General features: G+C 61.4%; 23 protein-coding genes. 16 read left to right on the top strand and 7 right to left on the bottom strand.

What is annotated here, in order from left to right; genetic code table 11:
* The first annotated feature begins 407 nt into the window (after nt 1–407).
* Nucleotides 408–683 carry a hypothetical protein gene (locus GWG67_RS02240; RefSeq protein ID WP_275167514.1) on the top strand — a complete coding sequence of 92 codons (276 nt, stop codon included), beginning with the start codon at nt 408–410 and terminating at the stop codon, nt 681–683.
* A 265-nt stretch (nt 684–948) separates the two neighbouring features.
* Nucleotides 949–1,704 carry an outer membrane protein gene (locus GWG67_RS02235; protein WP_275167809.1) on the top strand — a complete coding sequence of 252 codons (756 nt, stop codon included), beginning with the start codon at nt 949–951 and terminating at the stop codon, nt 1,702–1,704.
* Between the two features lie 239 nt (nt 1,705–1,943).
* On the opposite strand, the gene GWG67_RS02230 is transcribed toward GWG67_RS02235, so the two are convergent.
* The gene (locus GWG67_RS02230) at nt 1,944–2,396 is read right to left on the bottom strand and encodes a hypothetical protein (protein ID WP_275167513.1); all 453 of its coding nucleotides are present in this window, start codon (nt 2,394–2,396) and stop codon (nt 1,944–1,946) included.
* A gap of 365 nt (nt 2,397–2,761) precedes the next feature.
* Between GWG67_RS02230 and GWG67_RS02225 the strand changes: the two genes are divergently transcribed.
* From GWG67_RS02225 to GWG67_RS02210, 4 genes are all read left to right on the top strand, one after another.
* Nucleotides 2,762–3,607, top strand: a complete 846-nt coding sequence (locus tag GWG67_RS02225) for an HD domain-containing protein (RefSeq protein WP_275167512.1) — start codon at nt 2,762–2,764, stop codon at nt 3,605–3,607.
* Nucleotides 3,608–3,701: 94 nt separating this feature from the next.
* Nucleotides 3,702–4,790, top strand: a complete 1,089-nt coding sequence (locus GWG67_RS02220) for an AI-2E family transporter (protein WP_275167511.1) — start codon at nt 3,702–3,704, stop codon at nt 4,788–4,790.
* A gap of 86 nt (nt 4,791–4,876) precedes the next feature.
* Complete coding sequence (locus GWG67_RS02215) at nt 4,877–6,085, top strand: acetate/propionate family kinase (RefSeq protein WP_275167510.1); 1,209 nt, start codon at nt 4,877–4,879, stop codon at nt 6,083–6,085.
* A 104-nt stretch (nt 6,086–6,189) separates the two neighbouring features.
* Nucleotides 6,190–6,648, top strand: coding sequence for a potassium channel family protein (locus tag GWG67_RS02210; RefSeq protein ID WP_275167509.1), 459 nt, complete (start codon nt 6,190–6,192; stop codon nt 6,646–6,648).
* On the opposite strand, the gene GWG67_RS02205 is transcribed toward GWG67_RS02210, so the two are convergent.
* Nucleotides 6,626–7,309 (bottom strand): helix-turn-helix domain-containing protein, encoded by a 684-nt coding sequence (locus GWG67_RS02205; RefSeq protein WP_275167508.1) that lies wholly within the window; start codon nt 7,307–7,309, stop codon nt 6,626–6,628. The two genes, GWG67_RS02210 and GWG67_RS02205, sit on opposite strands and share 23 nt — an antisense overlap.
* A gap of 316 nt (nt 7,310–7,625) precedes the next feature.
* Here GWG67_RS02205 and GWG67_RS02200 point away from each other — a divergent pair, with 316 nt between their 5' ends.
* On the top strand, nt 7,626–8,249 hold the full coding sequence (locus tag GWG67_RS02200) for a response regulator transcription factor (protein WP_275167507.1): 624 nt from the start codon (nt 7,626–7,628) through the stop codon (nt 8,247–8,249).
* A 195-nt stretch (nt 8,250–8,444) separates the two neighbouring features.
* Nucleotides 8,445–8,819: a response regulator gene (locus GWG67_RS02195; RefSeq protein ID WP_275167506.1), complete on the top strand. Its 375-nt coding sequence runs from the start codon at nt 8,445–8,447 to the stop codon at nt 8,817–8,819.
* 12 nt (nt 8,820–8,831) lie between these two features.
* On the opposite strand, the gene GWG67_RS02190 is transcribed toward GWG67_RS02195, so the two are convergent.
* Genes GWG67_RS02190 through GWG67_RS02180 form a run of 3 tightly spaced genes read right to left on the bottom strand, consistent with a single transcriptional unit; the run spans nt 8,832 to nt 12,062 of the window.
* A complete protein-coding gene (locus tag GWG67_RS02190; protein WP_275167505.1) occupies nt 8,832–9,443 on the bottom strand; it encodes an invasion associated locus B family protein in 612 nt (203 codons plus the stop codon).
* Between the two features lie 31 nt (nt 9,444–9,474).
* Nucleotides 9,475–10,362: a S9 family peptidase gene (locus GWG67_RS02185; protein WP_275167504.1), complete on the bottom strand. Its 888-nt coding sequence runs from the start codon at nt 10,360–10,362 to the stop codon at nt 9,475–9,477.
* Nucleotides 10,363–10,373: 11 nt separating this feature from the next.
* A complete protein-coding gene (locus GWG67_RS02180) occupies nt 10,374–12,062 on the bottom strand; it encodes a transporter (protein ID WP_275167503.1) in 1,689 nt (562 codons plus the stop codon).
* A gap of 128 nt (nt 12,063–12,190) precedes the next feature.
* Here GWG67_RS02180 and GWG67_RS02175 point away from each other — a divergent pair, with 128 nt between their 5' ends.
* The 6 genes from GWG67_RS02175 to GWG67_RS02150 all read left to right on the top strand — a co-directional run bounded on the left by GWG67_RS02175 (nt 12,191) and on the right by GWG67_RS02150 (nt 20,347).
* A complete protein-coding gene (locus GWG67_RS02175; RefSeq protein WP_275167808.1) occupies nt 12,191–12,865 on the top strand; it encodes a YoaK family protein in 675 nt (224 codons plus the stop codon).
* A complete protein-coding gene (locus tag GWG67_RS02170) occupies nt 12,862–14,604 on the top strand; it encodes a SulP family inorganic anion transporter (protein WP_275167502.1) in 1,743 nt (580 codons plus the stop codon). The genes GWG67_RS02175 and GWG67_RS02170 overlap by 4 nt, the downstream gene beginning before the upstream one ends.
* A 172-nt stretch (nt 14,605–14,776) precedes the next feature.
* Nucleotides 14,777–17,530: a decarboxylase gene (locus tag GWG67_RS02165; protein ID WP_275167501.1), complete on the top strand. Its 2,754-nt coding sequence runs from the start codon at nt 14,777–14,779 to the stop codon at nt 17,528–17,530.
* Between the two features lie 15 nt (nt 17,531–17,545).
* A complete protein-coding gene (locus GWG67_RS02160) occupies nt 17,546–19,246 on the top strand; it encodes an aspartate:alanine exchanger family transporter (RefSeq protein WP_275167500.1) in 1,701 nt (566 codons plus the stop codon).
* A 31-nt stretch (nt 19,247–19,277) separates the two neighbouring features.
* Nucleotides 19,278–19,715: a hypothetical protein gene (locus GWG67_RS02155; RefSeq protein ID WP_275167499.1), complete on the top strand. Its 438-nt coding sequence runs from the start codon at nt 19,278–19,280 to the stop codon at nt 19,713–19,715.
* A gap of 176 nt (nt 19,716–19,891) precedes the next feature.
* On the top strand, nt 19,892–20,347 hold the full coding sequence (locus GWG67_RS02150; protein WP_275167498.1) for a hypothetical protein: 456 nt from the start codon (nt 19,892–19,894) through the stop codon (nt 20,345–20,347).
* A gap of 96 nt (nt 20,348–20,443) precedes the next feature.
* Here the strand turns inward: GWG67_RS02150 and ppk2 are convergent, their stop codons facing one another.
* Together ppk2 and GWG67_RS02140 are read right to left on the bottom strand one after the other, a co-directional pair.
* The gene (gene ppk2, locus GWG67_RS02145) at nt 20,444–21,244 is read right to left on the bottom strand and encodes a polyphosphate kinase 2 (RefSeq protein WP_275167497.1); all 801 of its coding nucleotides are present in this window, start codon (nt 21,242–21,244) and stop codon (nt 20,444–20,446) included.
* Between the two features lie 36 nt (nt 21,245–21,280).
* Entirely contained in the window at nt 21,281–21,733 is a 453-nt protein-coding gene (locus GWG67_RS02140) for a hypothetical protein (RefSeq protein WP_275167496.1), read from the bottom strand.
* A 180-nt stretch (nt 21,734–21,913) separates the two neighbouring features.
* Here GWG67_RS02140 and GWG67_RS02135 point away from each other — a divergent pair, with 180 nt between their 5' ends.
* Both GWG67_RS02135 and GWG67_RS02130 read left to right on the top strand, forming a co-directional pair.
* Nucleotides 21,914–22,324: a hypothetical protein gene (locus tag GWG67_RS02135; protein ID WP_275167807.1), complete on the top strand. Its 411-nt coding sequence runs from the start codon at nt 21,914–21,916 to the stop codon at nt 22,322–22,324.
* Nucleotides 22,317–23,549, top strand: a complete 1,233-nt coding sequence (locus tag GWG67_RS02130) for an HlyD family secretion protein (RefSeq protein WP_275167495.1) — start codon at nt 22,317–22,319, stop codon at nt 23,547–23,549. The genes GWG67_RS02135 and GWG67_RS02130 overlap by 8 nt, the downstream gene beginning before the upstream one ends.
* The last annotated feature ends 108 nt before the right edge of the window (nt 23,550–23,657 follow it).

The following is a 23,657-nucleotide window of genomic DNA, read 5'->3' as shown; positions in this document are numbered from 1 at the left end:
TTGATACTGATCAACGAATGCACGTCGAAGCGTCGCCTAATCAAACGTCCTCAAGATCGGGAGTAACTGACATGAGTGAAACGCCAAGGTTTCAACGACTCGATCGTCGCGAGGCTCTTTCATTGCTCGGATGGCCCGCTGTGCTCGGATTGGCGACATCCGGCACGGTGCTGTTAGGAACAGAAGTGCCGGCTCAGACGATCGGCATGGAGCGACGCCAGGAGAGGCGGGGAGCCCGCCACGAGCGGCGTCAGGAACGGCGCACGGGCCGGACTGAACGCCGCCTGGAAAGGCGTACAGGGCGCACGGAGCGCCGTGAAGAGCGGCGCAACTAGGACGCCGACATGATCTCACCGATCATCGTTCACCGGCATATGTCTGCTTGATCGCGATCCGGAAGCTGGCGGATGCCGCAGACCTGGTACGTAACATTCGAGGTGCAGAAGCGTGGGACCTTGCCGAAGAGGCGAAGCCCACGGGAGACACGCACATTCGAGAGCGAAGCCGAGGCGCGGGCTTTCGCGCGAGAGAAGTTCAATGAGGGATTGATCGTGTTTGCAGGCACGCTCAATCCCTTTTTGCCGCGACGGCTGATCCCCTCGAGCGACATTCCGTCCTGGATAGAGCAAGACCAAGGCGACGAGGTTGCCGGCCAGGACGCCAAGCGCGACCCGGAGAAATAAGCGGTCCATCATGGTGACTGATGCTGATGACCGGAGGCGGCTCGGAGCGGGCGGCTGCCTTTTGGTGCTTTCGCATACTGGCGCCGGTCGTTCGACTCTGCTGGCGACGCAACCCGGAGTCTGGTTCGAAATGTCTTGAGTGTTGCCATTTTGGCACGGGGAGTTTGTACCCTCGCCCGTAGAGTTTCAGCTGGAAGTTGGGGGATGATTGCAGTGCAACAAGCCGCCGTTCGAGCAATCAAAAAGCGGCCGGCAAGGAGAGAGCATGATGAAAAGACTTTTGCTGACAACCGTTGGTCTGGTGGCGCTGTGCACGGCGGGGAGCGCCATGGCTGCCGACATGGCCGTGAAGGCGCCGCCACCGGCACCGATTATTCCAATCTACAATTGGACCGGGTTCTATATCGGCGGCAATGGTGGCTGGGCGCAGAACCACAACTGCGTGGATTTCCTTGACGCGGCTGGCGTCGCCGTCGCTTCCGGCTGCCGCGATCGATCCGGTGGCGTCATCGGTGGCCAGCTCGGTTATCGCTGGCAGGCCAGCCAGTGGGTGTTTGGTCTGGAGGCTCAAGGCGATTGGGCGGATCTCAGCAACCAGCGCGTCAGCCTGTTCGATCCGACGCTCTCCACGCGCGCCAAAACGAGCGCCATCGGCCTCTTCACCGGCCAGATCGGCTACGCCTGGAACGCGTCACTGTTCTACGTGAAAGGCGGCGCTGCGGTAACAGACAATCGTCTCAGCGTGCTTGATACTGCGACCGGCGCCGAGCTCGCGGCGCAAAGCGCAACCCGCTGGGGCGGTGTCATCGGTGTCGGATTTGAGTATGGCTTCACCCCGAATTGGTCGGTGGGACTCGAATACGATCATCTGTTCATGGGGCACCGGAATAATTCGTTCACGGTCGCCGATCCGCGCCTTGCCGCTTTTGTAAACGACCGGATCACCCAGGACGTGGATATGCTCACCGTGCGCTTCAATTACCGCTTCGGAGGGGCCAACCCCGTCGTCGCGAGGTACTGAACTCTCACGGTCTGATGTCTTCAGGGGGCCGGCAGCAACGCCGGCCCTCATTTTTGTGGTCTTATCGTGCAAGCCAGTCAGCGTCTGCCGGCGCGATCGACCGGACCGCCGCGGTTTTGTGACGCAATGCGCGGGGTAGTCCACGTAGTGGCGGTATACGACGGCGTTGGCGCTTTCATGGCTCGCGAAGACGAGCCCTGGCACCAAGAGCGCGTGCTCAGGAGAATCCGAGGCAGATTCTACCAGCCGGAATAGTAGCTCCGTCTCGCGTAGTAGCCGCCATAACCGCCATAGCTTCCGTAGGCGCTGTAGGCACTGGGCGGACAATAATCATAGCCGTATCCTCCGCCGTAAGAGGAGTATCCGCCGCCGTCGGAGGGATATGCACCATAGTAGCCGGAGCTTGCGATCGCGCCACCGACGACGGCGCCCGCGACCACCGCGCCGGCGCCCCAGCCACGGTAGCCTCTATATCCGTAACCTCTGTAGCCATATCCGGCGCCGCGATATCCCAAACCACGATAGCCCAATCCCGCTCCGCGGTAGCCTCCAGCCCATCCGCCGCGATAACCCCAGCCTCCGTAGCGCACGTTTACTACGTCGTTATCTACTACGTCGTTATCGAGCGCTGCTCTCATCACGCCGACGTTGGTGAGCAATGGCGCTGCTTCGCTTCCGGGTACAGAAATCATGGCGCTCGCGACAGTAAGAATTGCTGCAAATGCCCCTTTGATGAACCTCATAATGTCCTCCACTGGTTTAAATCTCGACTGACCGGCAAGAGAAGAATTCCGTCGCGCCGGCGGCATGGCCGTGCACATGAAATGTTTGCCTTCGTTACCGGCTTGGCCTTGATTTGAATCAACGAGAGAGGTTGGAGACCGTGAGCGGCTCCGGCCGGTCACGGGTCCGCTTGCCCGAGGCGCGGCACCAGATGGATCGTCTTTAAGGTCGCGGAGCGCGGCCGGCTTGAAGAATCTGCGAATATCGCCAGCATTGATCGCAGAGAGACATGGCTTGATCTGCATCGTCGACAATACCATGGCGGAGAGACCTGATGATCACAGTTCCGGAACTGGTGTCGCAAGCTTTGGGCGCGTTTCTGACGACGGAAACCAAGGACCGGTTCGGTGCCTCCCATGCCGGTCTGACCGAACTGCTTCCGTTCGCGGCCAAGCTCACGATGGAGTGCATCGGCAATAGCGATGCTCTGTATCACAATATCGAGCATACGTTGCTCGTAACCTTGGCCGGGCACGATATCTTGACGGGACGTGCGTTGCTGCGGCCCACCACAGCAAATGACTATGCGAATTTCATCCTCGCGTGCCTTGCTCATGACATCGGATACGTGCGCGGTGTCGTTCAAGGCGATGAGGACGAGCTATTCATAGCCGACGTGAAAGGCGGCGCCGTTCGGCTGCCGCGAGGATCGTCCGATGCGGCATTGGCGCCATACCACGTAGATCGGTCGAAGTTGTTCGTGCTGGAACGGCTGGATTCCGTCGAGCAGCTGGATGCGGGCCGGGTTGCTCAGGCGATCGAATATACCCGATTTCCCTATACAATGTCCTCCAATGACAGCCTCATCGAAGAGGAGGGATTGCTGCTGCGCGCCGCCGATCTTATCGGTCAGCTCGGTGATCCCAACTATCTGAAGAAGTCGAACGCGCTGTTCTACGAGTTCGAAGAGATCGGACTCAACAAGACCCTGGGCTACGCGACGCCGGCAGATATCGTCTACAAATATCCGCAATTCTATTGGAGCAACGTCGCCCCTCAGATTCAGCCGGCGATACGCTATCTCAACGTGACGTCCCGCGGTCGGCAATGGATAGCGAGTCTCTACGGTAACGTGTTTCGGGCCGAGCGTGAGCTGAACCTGTCCGGACCTCAGCCCTAGAAGAGCGCGCGCTCGTTGATCTGGATCAAGCCAGCTGAGCGAGGGGACTGGCTAGTTCGCCTCAGCATGCGGGGCATGAGCTGAAGGCGCGTCCGTGAAAACACTCCGCCAGATATTCTCAGGAGACGAGATCATCCAGCTTCTGATCCGGCTGGGATTGCTGGGGCTGTTGCTCATCTGGGCCCTTCTCCTGGTCCGTCCATTCGTGCCCATATTGGCCTGGAGTGTCGTGCTCGCCGCTGCGCTGAACCCGGTATTTCGGCGCCTCTCCGACCTTCTGGGCGGTCGACCGAAGCTTGCGGCGACGATCCTCACTCTCGTCAATCTTGCTGTGGTGATCGGGCCCGCGACGTGGCTGGGCATGGGCGCTGTCGACGGGATCACCGATCTTGCCGCCCAAGTGACGGCTGGCGAACTGCACGTGCCTTCGCCGCCGCAGTCTCTCAAGGATTGGCCGCTCATCGGTCCTCAGCTTTTCGATCTCTGGGATCAGGCGACGACCAATCTCCGGTCGCTCTTGCGCGCAGTGGTGCCCTACCTGAAGCCATTCGCGGCGACCTTGCTCGGATTTGCCGGCAATGCCGGGGTGGGAACGGTCAAGTTTCTGCTGTCGGTGGCGGTGGCCGGGGTGCTGTTTCCGTATGGACCTCAGCTCGTGGCTGCGGGGCGCAGCTTTCTGTCGCGCGTCGTGCCGGACCAGAGTGAGCACTTTCTGGATCTAGCAGGTGCCACGATCCGCGCGGTGGCCCAGGGCGTGATTGGCGTCGCCATCATCCAGGCGTTGCTGGCGGGTATCGGCTTCAAGCTGGCCGGCATCGCCAGCGCGGGGCTGCTGGCTTTTGTGGTGTTGTTGCTGTCGATCGTGCAGATCGGCGGGGCCATCGTCATCCTGCCGGTCATCATCTGGATCTGGACCGACAAGGAATTTCCGATCGCCCTCCTGCTGACGGTGTTTTTCGTGATCGTATCGGTTCTCGACAACATCCTGAAACCGCTTGTCATGGGCCGCGGCCTGACCACGCCAGCACTCGTCATCCTGATCGGGGTGATCGGAGGAACCCTCTTCCACGGGATCATCGGCCTCTTCATCGGACCTATCATTCTATCTGTGGTCTGGGAGCTGACGGTGGCCTGGATTCGTACCGAACGTGCTGTGCCGGCGAAACTGGCGATCGAGCGTTGACTGTCTGGCTCGCTTGGTGCCGTTGCTGTGATTGCCGGTGTTGATGCAGGGCTTCGACATGCCTAAACGAGTGCGACGTGAGTGCCATGGATACCATCCTTGTCATCAATGCCGGCTCTTCTCACCTCAGGTTCCGGATCTATTCGGTCGAAGGAGAAGGAATCCTACGACGGCAGATCAAGGGGCGGATCGACGGCATCGGGCGTTGCCCGCGACTGCAAGCGAGCAGTGCCGGCGGTGATCCGCTTGCCAATCGCGCCTATCCGATCGAAGCGGTGCTGGATATTTCGGCCGCACTGAACATTGCAGTCGCTTGGTTGCGGGATGAGCTTCATATCAGCCCCATTGCTGTCGGGCATCGCGTCGTTCACGGCGGTGCGGAGCATGACCGCCCGGTCCTGATTGATCAGGAGGTCCTGACTCGCCTGGATGGACTGACGGAATTGGCGCCGCTTCATCTGCCGCACAATCTGGCTCCAATACGTTTGATCCTGTCTGACTTCCCAACGCTCCCGCAGGTCGCCTGCTTCGAGACCGCATTTCATCGAACCCATGCTGAGGTGGCCGACCACTGCGCGATCCCGCGTTGGCTTCATGCCGAAGGCGTACGGCGCAATGGATTTCATGGCCTCTCCTACGAATATATCGCGAAGACTTTGCTGAAGGTTGCGCCAGAAATCGCGATGGGGCGGGTGATTGTCGCGCATCTCGGGCGTGGGGCATCAATGTGCGCGCTCCATGAAGGACGGAGCGTCGAGAGCACCATGGGATTCACCCCGATAGACGGACTGCCGATGGAAGCGCCACCAGGGCAGATCGACGCCGGAGTTGTGCTTTATCTCATTTCGGAGAAGGGAATGGCAGCGTCCAGGGTGCAGGAGTTTCTCCTCGGAGATTACGGGTTGAACGGCCTCTCGGGCCTCAGCGGCGATATGCGTCAGCTTGAGGCAAGTGAGGATGTCGACGCAAAAGTTGCGATCGACTATTTCGTTCATTGGGTCGGCCTTAACGCCGGTATGCTCGCAGCTGCGTTGCAAGGGCTCGATGCCTTTGTCTTTACCGCCGAGATCGGCGAAAGCTCCGCGTCGATCCGTTCGCGCGTGGCGGAGCGGCTCGCATGGCTCGGTGTCAAGCTTGATATGGCGCAGAATGCGCGGCAATCGCAGCTGATATCGTCTTCCGCCAGCCGCATTCCAGTTTACGTCGTGCCGTCCGACGAGGATCTCATGATCGCGAGACACACGTTGGCGCTGCTGATGAACCGTAGCTCGACAGCTCCAAACGGGGCATCGTGATACGTTCTCCTTGATCCGGGTTGCGGTCAGGCGTTGAGGGGGGCGTGGTCGGCGCTTGCGGGATTATCGGACGGCTTCTTCGATGCCGGCACCAGGAGTGTGTAATGGCGGTCCAATTCCTGCTCGGTACCTTGATCAGCGTGATCAACATCATGATTCACGCGCTGGTGACCGTTGCGGCCATCGATATCGCTCGTACCGCCGGATTAAGGCACACGGCGCGGCCCCGGTCGCACCTGATGGCCGTGATGGTCACCACTGCTGTCATTTTGATGGTCGCGCACACTGTCGAGGTTCTCATTTGGGCGCTCGCCTATGCGGCAGTCGGCGCGGCGCCTCCGGGCAGCGATCTGCTATATTTCACGTTCGTGAACTACACCACGCTTGGCTATGGGGACATTACGCCCGTGGCGGGGTGGCGATTGACGGGACCCATGACAGCGATGAACGGAATCCTGATGTTCGGATGGTCGACTGCGGTCCTGTTTGAGGTTCTGCGCAAGACGGTCGAGCATCTCGCCGCGATTGCGGCACCTAAGTCTAGTTCTGGAGATCGAGGCTAGCGAGCTTCAGCCTGTCCAGCAGCACGATCTGGCGCTGGGTATTTCCGATGAAGCCGAGGATCCCGAGCTCATGCAACCGCGATAGTGCGCGGGAGACGGTTTCCAGCGTCAATCCGAGATAGTCGGCGATATCGCGCCGCGACATCGGCAGCGCCATGATGCCAGCAGCCGTCAGCCGCTTGTCCATCTCGATCAGGAAGGCTGCGACTCGCTCCAGCGACGTCTTGCGGCCAAGCAGCAGCATGTGGTCTTCCGCATGCTGAAGGTTCTTGGTGGTCATGCTCAGCAGGTTGCGGGCAACCATGGGGTCGCCCTGAGCAACCAGCTCGAGGCTTTGGCGCCTGACCAGACGAACCGTGGTGTCGACGATCGCTTCAGTCGTGAATCGGTGCACGCCGCCGTTCTCGAGCCCGAAAATATCGCCGGCCAGGTGAAATGCGCCGATTTGGCGCCGGCCGTCGGACAGCAGCTTATAGCTTCGCACCGCGCCCCTCTTCACCTGATAAACGTATTCCGCAGGCTCCTTTTCGCCGTAGACTTCCGAGCCTTTCTTGTAGGTAAATTCGTTCAAACTAATGATCGGGTTTGAATCGGTGTTTAACCCTAGCTCGCGGAGCGAATGAAGCCGCGAGGCGGCGTCGGCAGCGGTGCGAACGAACATGGCCAACTCCCGAACTGATGGTGACGCGGTATTTCCATCGTCGGGAATGAGGAGCCGCCGAAAATCCGCTTCCCGCGAAGGTTGTTTAGGCCATAAGTGGGGTTTTCAACCATTGTCTGTAGGTGCATTGTACCAAGGTACAGGAAGGGTTCGATGCGCTTGATGAGAACCCGTCAGAGTGTCTGTCAGATGGTGCGGCAATATGCCGAAAACAGACGCTCCATTCGCGGTTGTGGCATTCCAATTGTGCTGCTTTGCTCAGGTACTAAGGCGCGTCTGGTCTTTCTGCATTTGAAGTACCTAGCGAGGAAAAAACTTGCCCGGCTTCGTTTATGTCGTGGACGACGACGCATCCTTTCGGACGGCGATCCAGCGTCGGCTTAAACTGGCTGGGTATGAAGTTGTGACCTACGCGTCCGCCCAGCAGTTACTGGATGATCCGCCAGGGTCCGACGATCCGGGATGTATCTTGCTCGATGTGCAGCTTCCGGGCCTGAGCGGGCCGGAGTTGCAAGCCTCCCTCGTCCAATGCCATTCGCCGCTGCCCATCGTCTTTCTGACCGGACATGCGGATACCGCGACGACGGTCCGTGCGATCAAGGCCGGCGCGGAGGATTTTCTGACCAAGCCGGTGTCGTCGGAACAGTTGATCGATGCGATTGAGCGGGCAATGGCTCAACAGGAGGCGGCCCGGAGTCAACACAGCAAGCTCGATTCGCTACGTTCTCGCTTGAGGTCTCTATCGCGGCGCGAACGACAGGTGTTCGACCTGATCGTACGCGGTAAAATCAACAAGCAGATCGCCTATGAGCTTGGAACGACCGAACGCACGGTGAAGGCGCACCGCCACCAAGTGATGACAAAGATGCAGGTATTATCGTTTGCCGAACTGGTGTCCGCTGCAGAGCGGCTCGGCCTTCTGGATTCGGCAAAGATGTGATGCAGGCCGTTTTCGTGGCTTCGTCAGGTCGGTGATCAGACCTGTACGATGGGACAATATGAAAAGTTATTGACATAATTCGCCCTGGGCCGCCTACATACCGGCGTCGTTAGCCGTCGGATTAGCGCAGGAACCTTTGCCGCGTAGCGTCGTTGCGACGCGAGTGCCAGGTTTGCAATCAGAAAGACGGGTCCATTGTTTGCACGTAAGCCGATTTACGTCGTGGATGATGATTTATCAATGCGCCGAAGCTTGGAGCGGCTGCTTCGGAAGCACGGCTTTGATGCGGTTGCTTTTGATTCCGCGGGTGCGTTGCTTCGTCATGGGTGCATCGAAGAGGCGTGCTGCATCGTTCTGGATATCAATCTGAACGGAGAGTCGGGTATCTCACTCCGCCGCAGGCTCGCCAGCGAGGGTGCCACGGTCCCGGTCATCTACATTACCGGCAACGACTGTCGGGCGAATCAGGTCGCCGCGATTGAGTCTGGGTGCGCCGCCTATCTGGCCAAGCCCTTCGCAGCAAGCGCACTCATCGACTCCATTGAACGCGCCTGCGCCGAGCATGGCTGAAGCCGCCGCTGCTCACTCCTCGATGTCCTGCTCCAGGGTCTGTGTGGGCGCGCCGTTGTGTACCGAAGCGAACTGCGCCAGCGGTAACGATGTCGCCAGAGACAAAAGGTTGGAATCGGTGACCTCGAGCACCAAAGCTTTGCCGGCTTCCATGTCCTTGACGAACCCAGGATCGGCGGCGTCGGCGGCGATACAGGTGTTGGTCAGGCACCAGGTGTAGGGCAACGATCTGGAATTTCCCTGATCGACGGTCAGCTTGGCAGGCCGTTGCAGATACATCCCGACGGGGACAAACACTTGGAGCCGGGCAGTGCGGTCGCCGTCACGCTCGATCAGGTCCAGGCGCACCGCCATCTGGCCCGTTGCAAACTTGCCGGTGATCGAGGTCCGGCACAGCATCGGCGCGCCGCCGGGCTTTACGCAAAGCTTCCGCCAGTCGCCATAGGTGATGTCCTTGGCTTCGCGCTGTCCGCGAGGCGCAATTTCGGCGGGCTTTGCCTCGCGCGCATGCTCCTGCGCTGCCGAGTTCTGGGCTGAAGCCGGTCCGACAACGGTCGCTGCTAACAAAAGGGATAGGTAAGCGCGCGCCTGCTTGAGCCATGGTGTCGAAGCTGGGTTGATCATGTCAGTGCCTCCAGCCGCGCGTCCTCCGCGCCTACTTCTGTTCGTCGAGGAATTTCTCGACGAGTGGTGCCCACGTCGCGATCGTGTCAGGCGAGCCGACGAAGAAATGTCCCTCGTTGCCGAAGGGCGGCATCAGATGATATTCGGCCCTACCGCCGGCAGCGGTGAAGGCCTCGTGCATGCGCTTCGACAAGGCGGGACCGAAAAACGTGTCGTTCTCGATATAGAACCACAGCATTGGAACGCGCGAGGTTCGGCCGAAATCGGCAGTCGCTTCGACGAGCTTGTCCGGCGCGCAATTGTTATTGGGTTTGCCGTCGACACGGCCGCCGCGTCCAGCCGCGAAGGTGATGATTGCCTTGACCTGCGGCGGGTTTGCACTCGAGAGCGCAATGGAAGCCCAGCCGCCCGCGGACTGTCCAATGACGATCACGTCCTTCGGCAGAACGCGCTTCTCGGCCACCATGTAGTCGATGATCCAGAGATCGGCTTGTGCAACGGCACGCCCGGCGTCGTGGAAGTTCGGATTGGTGCAATTTCCGACCTTGGAGAAGAACGGTCCGTAGAGACCATGCTCGGGAATATCGATCGCGGCTGCCCCATAGCCGGTGCCGACTGGTGCAACCACGAGGTAGCCGCGCTTGGCAAACCATTTGGCGGCGCCACGGAACTCCACCAACGGGAAGAAGCTGCGATCGACGGGCTTGAGCGACACGCCGTGGTTCATGATCGCCAGCGGGAAGGGGCCGTCGCCGACGGGCCGCACTACATAGGCGAACATCGGCAGCGGTAGCGGCAGAGCCCAGACCTCCTCCTGGATGCGGACATTGTCGTCGGCACGTGCTGGAGCAATAATGCAGGCCAGGATACTCAATGCTGCCGCCAGGTAAGTCACTGTTGAAGCATGGCGGAGATTCACGCGCGCCTCCTTCAACCGGCGAAAGTGCTGGCCACGATGATCGGTCCAAGCACGGTCAGCACAACGTTTCCGACAGCATAGGGCACCGCGACGCCGAGCACCGGCGTCTGGCTTTCTGCAACTTCGCAGGCGCCGGTCACGGCGGCATCGACCGTCATGGCGCCGGCGAGCGCTCCACAAATGATGACCGGGTTCATGCGAAGCACGCGATGCGCGAATAGGGTGGTCACAATCAGCGGCACCAGTGTGACGACCAGGCCCATGCCGACCAGCAGCATACCGTGCGACTGGATCGCGACCCAGGCTGCGTGGCCGTTGCCGAGTCCGATCGCCGCGATGAAGCCGCCGAGCCCGAGGTCGCTCAGCGTTTGCTGCGCGGCGGGCGGCATTGCACCCATGGTCGGCCGGCGCGAGCGCAGCCAGCCGCAGAAAAGTCCCGCTATCAAGGCACCGCCGCCGCCGCCCAGAGTCAGGGGCACTGAACCGATCTTGACGCTCGCGAGACCGGCGAGAAGACCTACGGCAATGCCTGCGGCAAGGAATGCAATGTCGGTACGGTCGTCGGAGCTCAGGATCTGTCCAACCTGCGAGGCGGCGCGCTCGATGTTGCGGGTGCTGCCGACCAGCGTCATGACGTCACCGACATAGACGCGGGTATCGGCGCTCAGGGGGACCTCGCGTCCCATCCGCGTCAAGGTGCGCAGGAACACGCCGCGCGCAGCGTCGCCAACGCGTTCAGCCACCTCCTTGACTGAGCGGCCATGGAGCTTGCCATTGTCGACGAGGACCTCGACCAGGTTGCCGGGAAGCGCCTTCAGGATCTCGTCAGCGTCGATCTCGGTGCCAACAATCGGCTTTGCAGCGACGATGGCGGCGGTGCGGCCTGCGATAACGATGTCGTCGTTCGCTTCAAGAACAGTATCGCGATGCGGTTCGACGTCAGCGCCCTGGCGCACGATCCGCTCGATCACGCTGCGGCTGCCGATCTGGTCTTCGACGGCGCCGACGGTCCGTCCCGCCGCTGCCGACACCCGGTACGCGCGGGCCTGGAATTTTCGATAATGCAGATTTTCAGTTTGTGGCGGGTTGCCGCCCGAAAGCTCCGCCTCGAGCTTTGCAGCTTCCGCTTTCAGATCGATCCGCATCAATTTCGGCGCGACAAACGGCACGTACAGGAGCGTGAGGATATAGCCGAGTACGTAGGTGACGGCGTAGCCGGCGGCGATATTGGCGTCCTGTTGCTGCAGCACCTCTTTGGTCAGTCCGAGCTGGGATAGTGCGCCAGATGCGGTGCCGATGACCGACGATTGTGTCAGGGCTCCCGCAGCAAGACCGGAAGCGGTGCCGGGACCGAGCGCGAACACATGGGCAAATATGAGAACGATGACGAGGCCGGTACCACCAAGCACGAGCGCGAGCGCGACCTGAGCCAGGGTCCGGATGCTCAGCGAGGCAAAGAACTCGGGTCCGGATCGGTAGCCGATCGTGAACACGAACAGGCTGAAGAGAATAATCCTGAGCAGGGAAGGAAACGTGAAGGTGCCAAGCTGCCCGATCAGGACGGCAACGATGAGCGTGCACGCGGTGGTGCCTATCGAAAAGCCGCGGATTCTGACGCGACCAAGAATGGTGCCGAGCGCGACGGACAGCAGCAGGAAAATTTCCGGCGCGGCGGATATGATCCATCTGACCGTGCTCATGGGCGGGCCCTCCAGCCATTTGCGCCAATCTGGTTGGTGATAGCCGCCGATGCTTGATCCAGATCAACCTCGCGGTCGGCCAGACGCTCCCTGTTGAGTTGCAGGATTTCAAAACCCGACGTTGGGGCATGAGTACGATGGATACCACCGCCGCTTCGTCGATACGCCGCGACGAGACGGTGCCTGTCGCGCTGTTGCTGGCCTTCACCGGCGGCTATCTCGATGCCTATACGTGGATCGTCCACGGCGTCATGGCCAACGCCCAGACGGCCAATCTCGTCCTGCTGTGGGTCCATGGCTCCGTCGGCGACTGGGCGAAAGCGCTCCACTTCGTCCCACCAATCCTTGCGTTCGCGGTGGGTATCGTCGTGGCGTCATGGTTGCGCCGCGCGGCGGGAGAGCGCGCCATTGCCATCAGCATACTGCTGGAAATCCTCCTGCTGGTCGTTATCGCCGTCCTGCACAACCGCCTGCCGGATCTCGCGGGTACACTTGGCATTTCGTTCGTCGCCGCCGTACAGAGCGCCGTCTTCACGAGAGTTGAGGGCGTGCCTTACAGCTCCGTCATGATCACGGGCAACATGCGGCAGGCAATTGAAGGGGTGTTTGCTGTAGCTTCTGGCGATGGGGCGCTGCGGCCCTCTGGCGTTTTCGCTGTTTTGTGCATCACGTTCGGCCTCGGCGCCGCGCTTGGTGCCTTCGCGACCAAGCAGATCCCGGATCTGGCGCTCGGCGTTCCCGTGATCGCGCTCCTGGTCGTGCTGTTGCGTTGCGAAAGCGCGGGCGACGAGGCCAGCCCATGACCTCATCTGACCGCAGATCGCGCTGGACCTTCCTGTTTCCGCCCGCAATCTGGCTGGCGCAGTATCACAGTGCCTGGCTGCGTTCGGACGCAATCGCCGGAATCACCCTCGCGGCTTACGCCATCCCCGTGTCGCTGGCCTACGCGACCCTGGCGGGCCTGCCGCCCCAGATCGGCATCTACGGCTACATGCTCGGCGGCCTCGGCTATGCGCTGCTCGGGTCGTCTCGCCAGCTTGCGGTCGGTCCGACCTCCGCGATCTCGTTGATGATTGCGGCGACGGTCGGGACGCTGTCCGGCGGAGATGCGGCGAAATACGCCGAGATCGCAAGCCTGGCCGCATGCGCGGTGGCGTTGCTCTGTCTGATCGCGTGGTTGTTCAAGCTCAGCGTTCTCGTCCGCCTGGTGAGCGACAGTATCCTGGTCGGCTTCAAGGCCGGCGCGGGACTTACCATCATGATGAGCCAGTTGCCGAGCCTGTTCGGCGTCGCCGGAGGCGGTCACAATTTCTTCGATCGCGCCATCAAGCTCGCCGGCCAGCTCGGCGGCATCAATTGGCTGGTTCTGGCGACCGGAGCCATCGCGCTCTTGTTCCTGCTGGTGGGAGAGCGGCGGCTGCCGGGAAGGCCGGTCGGGCTCACGATCATGGCGCTGTCGATTGTCTTGGCAACACTGCTTGGCCTTCCGTCGCTTGGCGTACCAGTCACCGGGCAAATCCCAGAGGGATTGCCGGCTATCGGGTTGCCGAGTTTTGGTTTGTTGGAGCCCGACGAGCTCTTCCCGCTGGCTGCGGGATGCGTACTGCTGGCCTATATCGAAGGCGTCTCCGCCGCCCGCAGCTTTGCTGCCAAGCACGGCTATGCCCTCGATGTCCGGCAGGAGTTCTTGGGGCTTGGCGCGGCGAACCTCGTCACCGCCTTCGGCCACGGCTACCCCGTGGCCGGCGGGCTGTCGCAATCTGCGGTCAACGACAATGCCGGGGCGCGCACGCCGCTGGCCCTGGTGATCTGCTCGGCGACGCTTGCGCTGTGCCTGCTGTTCTTCACGGGTCTGTTGACAAACTTGCCGAAGGCAGTGCTGGCGGCGATCGTCCTTGCCGCCGTCTACAGGCTGGTGGACATCCGCGCGCTGTTGCGGATGTGGCAAGTCAGCCGCATCGACTTTTATGCCGCGGCGATTGCCCTTCTGTCAGTGTTGCTCCTGGGCATCCTGCAGGGCGTTTTGCTGGCGGCCGTCGCGTCGATCTTCCTGCTCCTGGCGCGGGCCTCGCGTCCGAATGTTGCTTTCCTCGGCCGGCTCCCCGGTACCGGCCGTTACTCCGATAATGCGAGGCATGAAGGCGTCGAGCCGTTGGTGGGCATCATCGCGTTTCGACCCGAAGCCTCGCTGCTCTACATCAATGCTGAAACGATCCTGGAAACAGTGTTAGGCACCTTGCCGCTGTCGGTCGGCGCCAAACTGGTTGTCTGCGATCTATCGGCATCCCCCTACATCGATCTGGCCGGCGCGCGCATGTTGCACGATCTCTATGACGAACTCGCCTCCCGGAATATCACGTTCCGAATCGTCGGCGCGCACGCACAATTGCGCGATTTGCTGCGGGCTGAAGGCCTGGCGGAAAAGACCGACAGCGGAGCGTGGCTTCGTTCGGTTGACAGCGTACTCGGGGAGAGCACGACCGGGCAATCATCTGATCCCAATCCAAAAGATACACCCGACTTATGGGCGGGCCGGCCCTGATGCGATCTCACCATCGTCCTCAATCGATCACGCGGTACCGCCTTGGACGATGTCCGCATCGCAAATTGTTCCGGGCCTCTGCAAGGTGCACGACCCTTGACTTGGATCAATGGACCGAGGTGAGCGGGCATCACGATCCCGGCCGAGACGTCGCAAAGATCCGGAGAGAGACATGTCCAAGGACGCCAAGGCTGCAGAAAAGCGCATCGATCAGTTCATTTCCGGGCCCGGCGGACGGGCGGATGATTGGCGCGATCTGGTCGAGGCAGCGAAGGCATGGTCGCGCGGCGGCGACCGCACGAAGTACGATGCGGCGCTGGCTGATCTTTCCGTCATAGAGGAGTTTCACGGCTATCCCGGCCTGCAATTGATGGCGGCCTTGCGGGAAGCGGCAACGGCCGGGGATGCGGCGGAGTCACTTGGCCTTACGACGCGCATCACGCAGGCCTTGATGACACGATCCTTCCGCCAGCACGCCGGCGACTGGGATCCCAAGGACGACGGCGCCGATGCCTCGCCCGAGCTGGTGCCCTCGACCTTCGGATCGCATGGGGGCCATCGGCCCTATTTCGAAACACTGATTGTCACCGGCGTCTCTTCCAGCCACTGGCCGGCGCTCGCCGCCGAATGGCGCAAGCTGCGCCGCCCGGTTGACTCCTTCGTATATGAGCCGGTGATCGTCGGCAGCCTCGAGGATGCCTTCTGCGCAACGATGCTCAATCCCGACATCGCGGCCGTCGTCATCAACGAAGGGTTCGGGCTGCGTTCGCGTCACGACGCGCCGATCCTGCGGACCATGACAGCCGGCGCGGGCCTCAATGACGAGGCCGACGCGTCCGCGCTCCGGCTTGCGCACATCATCAAGCGGGTACGTCCGGAGCTTGACATCTATCTGATGTCCAACCGCGACGTCGAGAAAATGGCTGGAGACCCCGAGGCCAACGTGGTTCGGCGGATATTCTACTCCATCGAAGAGCTTCTCGAGCTCCATCTCTCCATCCTCGAAGGTATCCAGGATCGCTTCGACACCCCGTTTTTCGACAATCTCAAGAAATACGCACAACGCCCGATCGGAACGTTCCATGCGCTGCCAATCGCGCGCGGCAAGTCTGTGTTCAGGTCCGACTGGATCCGCGACATGGGGGAATTCTACGGCTTGAACCTGTTCCTGGCCGAGAGCAGCGCGACGACCGGCGGCCTCGACAGCTTGTTGGAGCCGACCGGCACCATCAAGAAAGCGCAGGACAAGGCGGCGCGGGCGCTCGGCGCAGATCGCGTGTTCTTCGTGACCAACGGCACCTCGACCTCGAACAAGATGGCAGTGCAGGCGCTGCTCGGGCCGGGCGACATCGCGATCGTCGATCGCAACTGTCACAAGTCGCACCACTACGGCATGGTGCTGGCCGGCGCCCAGCCGATCTATGTCGAAGCGTTCCCGATGACCGAGTATTCGATGTACGGCGCGGTGCCGCTGAAGACCATCAAGCAGGCGCTGTTGAATGCGCGGGCCGATGGCCGGCTGGACCGCGTCAAGATGCTCGACCTGACCAACTGCACCTTCGACGGCCACATCTACAACACCCGCCGGGTGATGGAGGAATGTCTCGCGATCAAGCCGGACTTGATCTTCCTGTGGGACGAAGCCTGGTTCGGCTTCGCGCGCTTCTCGCCGTTCCTGCGGCGACGGACCGCGATGGGCGCCGCCAACGAGATCGAGGCTTGGATGCATGATCCGAAATCGGTCGCGGCTTACGAGAAGCAGCAGGCCGAGCTCGGCAAGTCGCCTTCCGACGAAACGTTGCTCAAGACCCGGCTGATCCCCGATCCGCGTCAGATCCGCTTGCGCGTCTACCAAACCAACTCGACCCACAAGTCGATGTCGGCGATCCGACAGGGCTCGATGCTGTCGGTCAAGGATGTCGAATTCCACACCGTCGAGCAGCAGTTCAAGGAAGCGGTGTTCACGCACGCGTCGACCAGCCCGAACCAGCAGCTCATCGCTAGCCTCGACGTCTCACGGCGCCAGATGGAGCTCGAAGGCTACGGTCTGGTGGCCAACGCGATCGAAATTGCGTTCGCGATCCGCAAGGCGGTCAACAGCAATCCGCTGATCTCCAAATACTTCCGGATTCTCGGTGCCGACGCGATGGTGCCGGCGCAATATCGCCAGAGCGGCTTCACCGACTATCTCGCAACAGGCATGAACTGGGCGAACGTCCTGAAGAGCCTGGACGATGACGAGTTCTGCCTCGATCCGACCCGCATGACCTTGGTGTGCGGCACCGCGGGCTACGACGGCACGCAGTTCAAGGGCATCCTCGCCAATGACTACAATATCCAGATCAACAAGACATCGCGCAACTCGGTGTTGTTTCAATCGAACATCAACAACACCCGCAGCGACGTCGCCCATCTGGTGAGGGTGCTGGCCGAGATCGCGGGCGAGGTCGACCGTGGCCTGGTTCAGGGCGGCGCCAACGCGAAGAAGACCTTCGACGCGCGGGTCAAGAGCCTGATGACCGATGTGCCCGACCTGCCGAATTTCTCGCACTTCCACGACAGTTTCCGTGGCGATGCCGGCACCAAGACCAACGAGGGCGACATCCGTAGCGGCTTCTACTCGGCCTATGACGCAGCGGGGTGCGAATATATCCGGCTCGGCGATTCCGAGATCGACCGCCGCCTCAAGGCCGGGCCGGACCTCGTCTCCGCGAGTTTCGTGATCCCGTATCCGCCGGGCTTTCCGATCATGGTGCCGGGACAGGTGATCACGCAGGAGACCATCGACTTCATGCGAAAGCTCGATGTGAAGGAAATCCACGGCTACGACGCCAAGGAAGGGCTGAAGCTCGTACGCGCCGAAGCCCTGGCGAAGATCGGCCGGCCCAAGCCCGGTGCGACGCCGAAGCTGAAGGCTGCATCGTAATAAAAGGGGACGGACATGCAGAGCTTTTTCACGTTCTTGCAGCAGAACCCGTTTCTGTTGCTGTTCTTCGTCGTTGGCGTCGCCGTCTGGATCGGCCGGGCCAGCATCAAGGGTTACGGCCTAGGCATGGTTGCCGGCGCCATCGTGGTGGGCGCCGGCCTATCTGTGTGGGCGTCGGTCTATGGCGTGAAGCTCGAGTTGAACAACTTTGCCAAGAGCCTCTTCTATTACCTGTTCATGTATGGGGTTGGCCTTCGTGTCGGGCCCTCTTTCATCAACAGCCTGAAAGGCGACGGCCTCAAGTTCTGCATCCTTGCGCTCGTGTCCAGTGTTGTCGGACTTGCGCTGGTCGTGATTTGCGCCAAGCTGTTTGCGCTGCCAATTGGTGCTGCCGGCGGCATGCTGGCGGGATCTCAGACCATGTCTGCCGCGATCGGTTCGGCCGAGCAGGCTATCACCTCGGGTGTGGTGAAGCTCCCTGAAGGCATGAAGCCCGAGGATGCGTCGGGCATGATCGCACTGTCTTACGGCATCACGTATATCTGGGGCACCGTCGGCATCATCCTGATCTGCAAATACCTGCCGCGCTGGTGGGGCGTCGACGCCAAGGCCGCAGCCAAGCAGTACGAGCAGGAGTTTGGCGTCAAGGACCTCGAGGGTGGCGGCCTGACCGGTTACCGGCAGTTCGGCCTCCGTGCCTACCGGCTCGATAATCCAGCCCAGGTTGGCATGAGCATTGCCAAATTCCGCACGATGAATCCCGAATACCGCATCGTCAATGTGGCGCGCCGAGGAGAACCGCTGGGTGCCGACCCCGAACTCGTTCTGGAAAAGGGCGACGTCGTCGCGCTCGGCGGCTCGACTGAGCATCTCACCGACAAGATGGGCCTGATCGGGCCGGAAGTTGCCGACGCCAAGGCGCTCGGCATTCCCATGGATCAGGCGGACATCCTCGTCACAAACAAGGCGATGGCGGGACGGACCTTTGAATCCTTCCGCGAGACGGCCATTGCCGGTCAGTTGCAGGTCACCAAGGTCGAACGTGGCGGTGTGCAGATTCCGGCCGGTCTCAAGACCGAGTTGCAGCGGATGGACATCGTCTCGGTGGTCGGCATCAAGTCGGCCGTCAACGAGCTCGGCGAGATGTGGGGCCGCATTGCACGGACCAACACCTCGACCGATCTGTTGACGCTCGCCGCCGGCATGATCATCGGCTTCCTGATCGGGATGATCGAATTCCCGGCCTTTGGTGCCAAGATCGGCCTCGGCAACGCCGGCGGTCTGTTGCTGTCGGGCGTGATCGTCTCATCGCTGGTCTCACGGCTGCGCTTCTTCGGCAATACGCCGAACGCGGCACGCAATGTGCTCGAGGATCTCGGTCTCGTGGTCTTCGTCGCCATCGTCGGCATCAATGCCGGCGCGGGACTACTGGCGCAGCTGACCGGGGCCGTGGCACTGAAGATCTTCGTTGCCGGCTTCATTGCCTGCACGATTCCGCCGTTCATCGTCTGGGCGATCGGCTTCCACGTCTTCAAGATCAACCCGGCCGTGCTGATGGGCGGCGTTGCAGGTGCGCGGTCGCACTCCGGCCCTTGCCGCGAAGCCGCGGTGGAGATCCAGAGCTCCGTGCCCTGGATTGGGTTCCCGGTCGGCTACGCCGTATCGGGCATTCTGCTCACCGTGTTCGGCTACTTCGCAATGATCCTGGCTCAATAGCTCGGCGTCAAAACCAGAGGAAAGAAAAGTCATGAGAAAAGTCGCTATCTATGCCGCCCTGGTCGCCTCGCTGGCAGGCGTCACCGGATTCAGCACGCCATCGCGGGCAGAGACCGGCCAAGTTGCCGTTGTCTTCACCAAGGGCGGATTCATCGTTGGCGTCGGTGGGGGCGAGGGCGTTCTGCTGTATCGCGGCCACAAATATCCCTTCACCGTCTCGGGTATGAGCGTCGGCTTCACGATCGGCGCCTCGACCACCAAGCTGGTCGGTCGCGCCCTCAACCTGAGGGGACCGGAGTCGATCGAAGGCTCCTACGCTGTCGGCGGTGCGGGCGGTGCTATCGCTGCCGGCGCAGGTGCCGTTCAGCTACAAAACGGCAACGGCGTGATTCTGCAGCTTAGCGGGCCGAAGGTCGGTGCGGAGCTGTCAGCCGCTGTGGGGGGCGTGACGATAGCTTTGAAGCGGTAGAGCGGTAGTCTCGCGCCGCTTCGGCGGTCGCGGCGCTCTAGCTGAATGGCGGCTGCTTTTCTCATGCACGTAGGTCGGGGAAGCGCCCGCAGATCAGCGCCGGGTCGGGTGCCAACCGCGTTTCGCGAGGCATCGTCGAAGCGGATCACGGCACCCATATCGAGGGAGGACATGCCATGCTTCGATATCTACTAGCTTTTGTTGCGGCCGTCGTTCTTCTCACGGCCACGCTCATTCCCGATGATGCCTATGCCCGCCGCGGAGGTGGCGGTGGTGGCTATCGCGGAGGTGGAGGGGGCATGCGCGCCGGAGGTTTTCATGGCGGCGGGGTTCATGCCGGACGCATCCATGGCGGAGGCGGACGCCACTACGCAGGAGGTCCGCGGCCAAGCCATCCGATTGCTGGTCGTCCTGGCCGTCCAGGTTACCCCGTTGCGGGCCGTCCCGGCCGTCCCGTCGCCGGTTATCCCGGAGGCTATCCGCGATATGGCTATCGAGGCGCGGCTTACGGTGCTGCTGCCGTCGGTGCGGCCGCCGCGGGCGCCTACGGATACTACAATAACAACTACAGTAACGGTTGTTATCAGGACACGTACGGCAACTGGGTCTGCCCCAACCAGTATCCGTATTGAGGGAAAGCGCTGCTGACGGGCCAGCGAAGTCCGTCGGCAGCATCGATCTGACCGTCAAAGATCTGACCGCACTGGCCGTGCGGCCCGATCACCTCGTCAATATCGCTCGGTGACGAAGTTCATCCCGCGCAGGCTGGCCTGGTCATTGTAGCGCCCTTTGTCGGAACGCTTCGGTAGCTTCACCTTGTCCTTCTTGATCCGCTTGTGGGGGATAGCCTCCAGGATGTGCGCGATACAGTTCAGCCGCGCCCGCCGCTTGTCGTCGGAGCGTATGATGTACCAAGGAGCGTCCTTCGTGCTCGTCTTCTTGAGCATCAGGTCGCGCGCGCGCGAATAATCATACCAGCGCTTGAAGGATTCGAGGTCCATCGGACTCAACTTCCATTGCCGCACCGGATCGTCGATGCGGGCGTTGAAGCGGCGCTCCTGCTCGTCCATCCCGACCTCGAGCCAGATCTTGATCAGAATGATGCCGCCGTCGATGGCGTACTTTTCCATTTGCGGGCAGAGCGACAGGAAACGATCGTGCTCGGCGGGCGAGCAGAATCCCATGACGTATTCGACGCCGGCGCGATTGTACCAGCTCCGGTCGAAGATCACGATCTCGCCCCCGGCCGGAAACTGTTTCATGTAGCGCTGGAAGAAAAGCTGCGTCTTTTCGCGATCCGATGGCGCCGGCAGCGCCACCACCCGGAACACGCGCGGGCTGACCTTTTCTGTGATCGCCTTGATCGTGCCGCCTTTGCCGGCCGCGTCGCGGCCTTCGAACAGAACGATGACTCGAAGCTTGTTTTCCCTTACATAATCCTGGAGATGGCAAAGCTCGATCTGGAGCTTTTCGAGCTCCTTCTCGTAGTCCTTGCGCTTCATCCGCTCTGAGGCTTCGTCCTTTGCCATGCCGCTCCGCCTTCTCTCAACTCGGCCAAACCGTGATCAGTCGCCCCACGAGATGGTGACCCCGATGTCGCCGGGCACGCCGTCCGGGAAGTCGATGACCTGATAGCCGATGCGATAGCCGCGCGGCTTGAGGTATTCGGTCCAGAGCTCGAAGATCTCCTTTGGAATTCCAGTCAGCGTTGTCTCCCAGCCCGCTTCCATCTGGTTGATCGCGCGGCCCTTGTCGGTGCACAGCGTGTTCGGGAAGCGATAGACCTGCACTTCGGTCAGGCCGTTGCGAACCGCGCGCTGGATGATGGTCGAGGCGAGCTTGATCTTCTCCTCCTCGGACTTGCCGGACGGTTTGCTCAGCCGTTCGATCAGAGCGCGTTTCTCGGCTTCGGCCGCGGCGGCGAGGCGAACATATTCCTCAGCCTTTCTGGCTTCCTCGAGCGCGGCTTCCTTGCGGATTTGCAGTGCGTTGGGAATGAGCTCATCGATGCCGGGCATGATTGTGCGTTCCTGGCTTGCTGTGGGATTGGAGTCAGGGCTAGGCTAGGTTTCGCGCCGTTCGGACCCTTGATTCATATCAAGCAATTTTCTCACCTGCGCGGCCAGGGTAACTAACCGGCGCGCAGACCGCCCTGATCCCTTCTGTGGAGGCGACCATTGAGCGAGCAACTTCATCCAATGGCCCCGCATCATCTGCCGTTCTATCTCGCGCCGGGAAGCGGGACGGACGTGCTGATGGTGGTGATGGGGATCTTTCTGGTCGGCAGTGTGCTCTGGGTTGGGACGCTGTATTGGAAGCTGCACAGCCTGCCGGAACGAATGGCCCACAAGTCGCAGAAGCTTCAGTTCGAGATCGTGGCCGTGCTGGGCATCATCTCGCTCTTTACGCACATGCACATTTTCTGGGTGGCTGGCCTTCTGCTCGCGATGATCGACTTGCCGGATTTCGGCACGCCGCTGCGGAGTATCGCAGGCTCGGTCGAGAGGATCGCCGACGCCGCGCCCGGCGAGGGTCGGGAGCCCGAACTCCCCGGCTTGCCGCCGGTTGAGAAGCCGATCGTCAAGGGGAAGGAGCACAGCCATGTTTGAGCTCATGTTCTGCTCCCTCCTGACCATCCTGCCGGACTACCTCTACCGCCGCTATGCCCAGGGCAAACGTTTCGGCAAGGAGATCACTTTCTTTTCCATCTGGTATGAATTGCGATGGGGCATCACCGGCTGCCTGATGCTGACGATTTCGCTGATCACGATGATCTTCTACTTTCACCCGTCAACGACCTCGGCCGCGCTCTATTTTCGGACGGTCCCCATCCTTCCTGAAGGCTCCGGCCGCGTCGCGGAAGTCAATGTCGGCTACAGCGAGGCAGTGAAGAAAGGCGATGTGCTGTTCAGGTTGGACAGTTCGAAGCAGAAGGCCGCCTTGGAGACGGCCACGCGCAAGATCGCCGAGGTCGACGCCGCGATGACAAGCGCCGAAAACGACGTGGTCAAGGCCGAAGCGCAGATCCAGGAAGCCAAGGCCAGCCTTCAGCAGGCCAAGGACGAGCTGGACGTCAAGACGGAGCTGCAGCGCCGCAATCCCGGTATCGTCCCGCAACGCGATATCGAGAAACTACAGGTCGTGGTCAACCAGCGGCAGGCTGGTGTGGACTCGGCCACCGCGTCCAAGACGTCGGCGATGTTGCGGCTTTCAACGCTGTTGCCGGCTGAAAAAGCGAGCGGCCAGGCGGCGTTGGCTGAAGCGCAGGTCGATCTCGACAAGACCTTCGTTCGCGCCGGCGTCGACGGGCGGGTCGAACAGTTCTTCGTTCGACCTGGCGATCTCGTCGCCCAGATCATGCGACCAGCCGGCGTGTTGATACCGGCGGATGCCGGCAGGGGTAGGCTGCAGGCCGGGTTTGGACAGATTGAAGCGGGGGTGATGAAGGTAGGGATGGTCGCGGAAGCGACCTGCATCTCCAAGCCGTGGGTGATCATTCCGCTCGTTGTCACCGATGTGCAGGACTACATCGCCGCCGGCCAGGTCCAGGCTGGCCAGGAATTGATTGAACTTCAGAATGCACGCAAGCCGGGTTCGATACTCGCCTTCCTGGAGCCGCTCTACAAGGGCGGACTTGAAGGCTTGACGCCGGGCAGCAGCTGCATCGTCAATGCCTATACCAGCAATCACGAGGAGATCACTGCGAAGGAGACGGGCACGGCTCGGGCCGTCGCTCTGCATGTCGTCGATGGCGTCGGGCTCGTGCACGCCATGCTGTTGCGAATTCAGGCGCTGCTGCTGCCGATCAAGACGCTGGTGCTGAGCGGGCACTGAACGGGTCCGCTCTTGGCTTGAATCGCACCGGTTGAGCAATAAGCCGCAGCTGAGCCGGACGGGTGTCAATGAGCCCGTGCGGCCGCCGGATCTCCGATTCACCGTGAG

Origin of the sequence: Bradyrhizobium sp. CSS354 (assembly GCF_029051725.1) — a bacterium.
Classification (GTDB): Bacteria; Pseudomonadota; Alphaproteobacteria; order Rhizobiales; family Xanthobacteraceae; genus Bradyrhizobium.
The sequence above is the reverse complement of the archived record's forward strand: the minus strand, read 5'-3'. Positions and strand labels throughout refer to the sequence as shown.

Bases quoted from the DNA above. Each gene is read 5' to 3' on its own strand.
- GWG67_RS02150 (WP_275167498.1), top strand. From the start codon at position 19,892: ATGCTTCGATATCTACTAGCTTTTGTTGCGGCCGTCGTTCTTCTCACG.
- GWG67_RS02190 (WP_275167505.1), bottom strand. From the start codon at position 9,443: ATGATCAACCCAGCTTCGACACCATGGCTCAAGCAGGCGCGCGCTTAC.
- GWG67_RS02135 (WP_275167807.1), top strand. From the start codon at position 21,914: ATGGCCCCGCATCATCTGCCGTTCTATCTCGCGCCGGGAAGCGGGACG.
- GWG67_RS02170 (WP_275167502.1), top strand. From the start codon at position 12,862: ATGACCTCATCTGACCGCAGATCGCGCTGGACCTTCCTGTTTCCGCCC.
- GWG67_RS02160 (WP_275167500.1), top strand. From the start codon at position 17,546: ATGCAGAGCTTTTTCACGTTCTTGCAGCAGAACCCGTTTCTGTTGCTG.
- GWG67_RS02180 (WP_275167503.1), bottom strand. From the start codon at position 12,062: ATGAGCACGGTCAGATGGATCATATCCGCCGCGCCGGAAATTTTCCTG.
- GWG67_RS02155 (WP_275167499.1), top strand. From the start codon at position 19,278: ATGAGAAAAGTCGCTATCTATGCCGCCCTGGTCGCCTCGCTGGCAGGC.
- GWG67_RS02175 (WP_275167808.1), top strand. From the start codon at position 12,191: ATGAGTACGATGGATACCACCGCCGCTTCGTCGATACGCCGCGACGAG.
- GWG67_RS02240 (WP_275167514.1), top strand. From the start codon at position 408: ATGCCGCAGACCTGGTACGTAACATTCGAGGTGCAGAAGCGTGGGACC.
- GWG67_RS02210 (WP_275167509.1), top strand. From the start codon at position 6,190: ATGGCGGTCCAATTCCTGCTCGGTACCTTGATCAGCGTGATCAACATC.
- GWG67_RS02215 (WP_275167510.1), top strand. From the start codon at position 4,877: ATGGATACCATCCTTGTCATCAATGCCGGCTCTTCTCACCTCAGGTTC.
- GWG67_RS02130 (WP_275167495.1), top strand. From the start codon at position 22,317: ATGTTTGAGCTCATGTTCTGCTCCCTCCTGACCATCCTGCCGGACTAC.
- GWG67_RS02235 (WP_275167809.1), top strand. From the start codon at position 949: ATGATGAAAAGACTTTTGCTGACAACCGTTGGTCTGGTGGCGCTGTGC.
- GWG67_RS02140 (WP_275167496.1), bottom strand. From the start codon at position 21,733: ATGCCCGGCATCGATGAGCTCATTCCCAACGCACTGCAAATCCGCAAG.
- GWG67_RS02165 (WP_275167501.1), top strand. From the start codon at position 14,777: ATGTCCAAGGACGCCAAGGCTGCAGAAAAGCGCATCGATCAGTTCATT.
- GWG67_RS02230 (WP_275167513.1), bottom strand. From the start codon at position 2,396: ATGATTTCTGTACCCGGAAGCGAAGCAGCGCCATTGCTCACCAACGTC.
- ppk2 (WP_275167497.1), bottom strand. From the start codon at position 21,244: ATGGCAAAGGACGAAGCCTCAGAGCGGATGAAGCGCAAGGACTACGAG.
- GWG67_RS02225 (WP_275167512.1), top strand. From the start codon at position 2,762: ATGATCACAGTTCCGGAACTGGTGTCGCAAGCTTTGGGCGCGTTTCTG.
- GWG67_RS02205 (WP_275167508.1), bottom strand. From the start codon at position 7,309: ATGTTCGTTCGCACCGCTGCCGACGCCGCCTCGCGGCTTCATTCGCTC.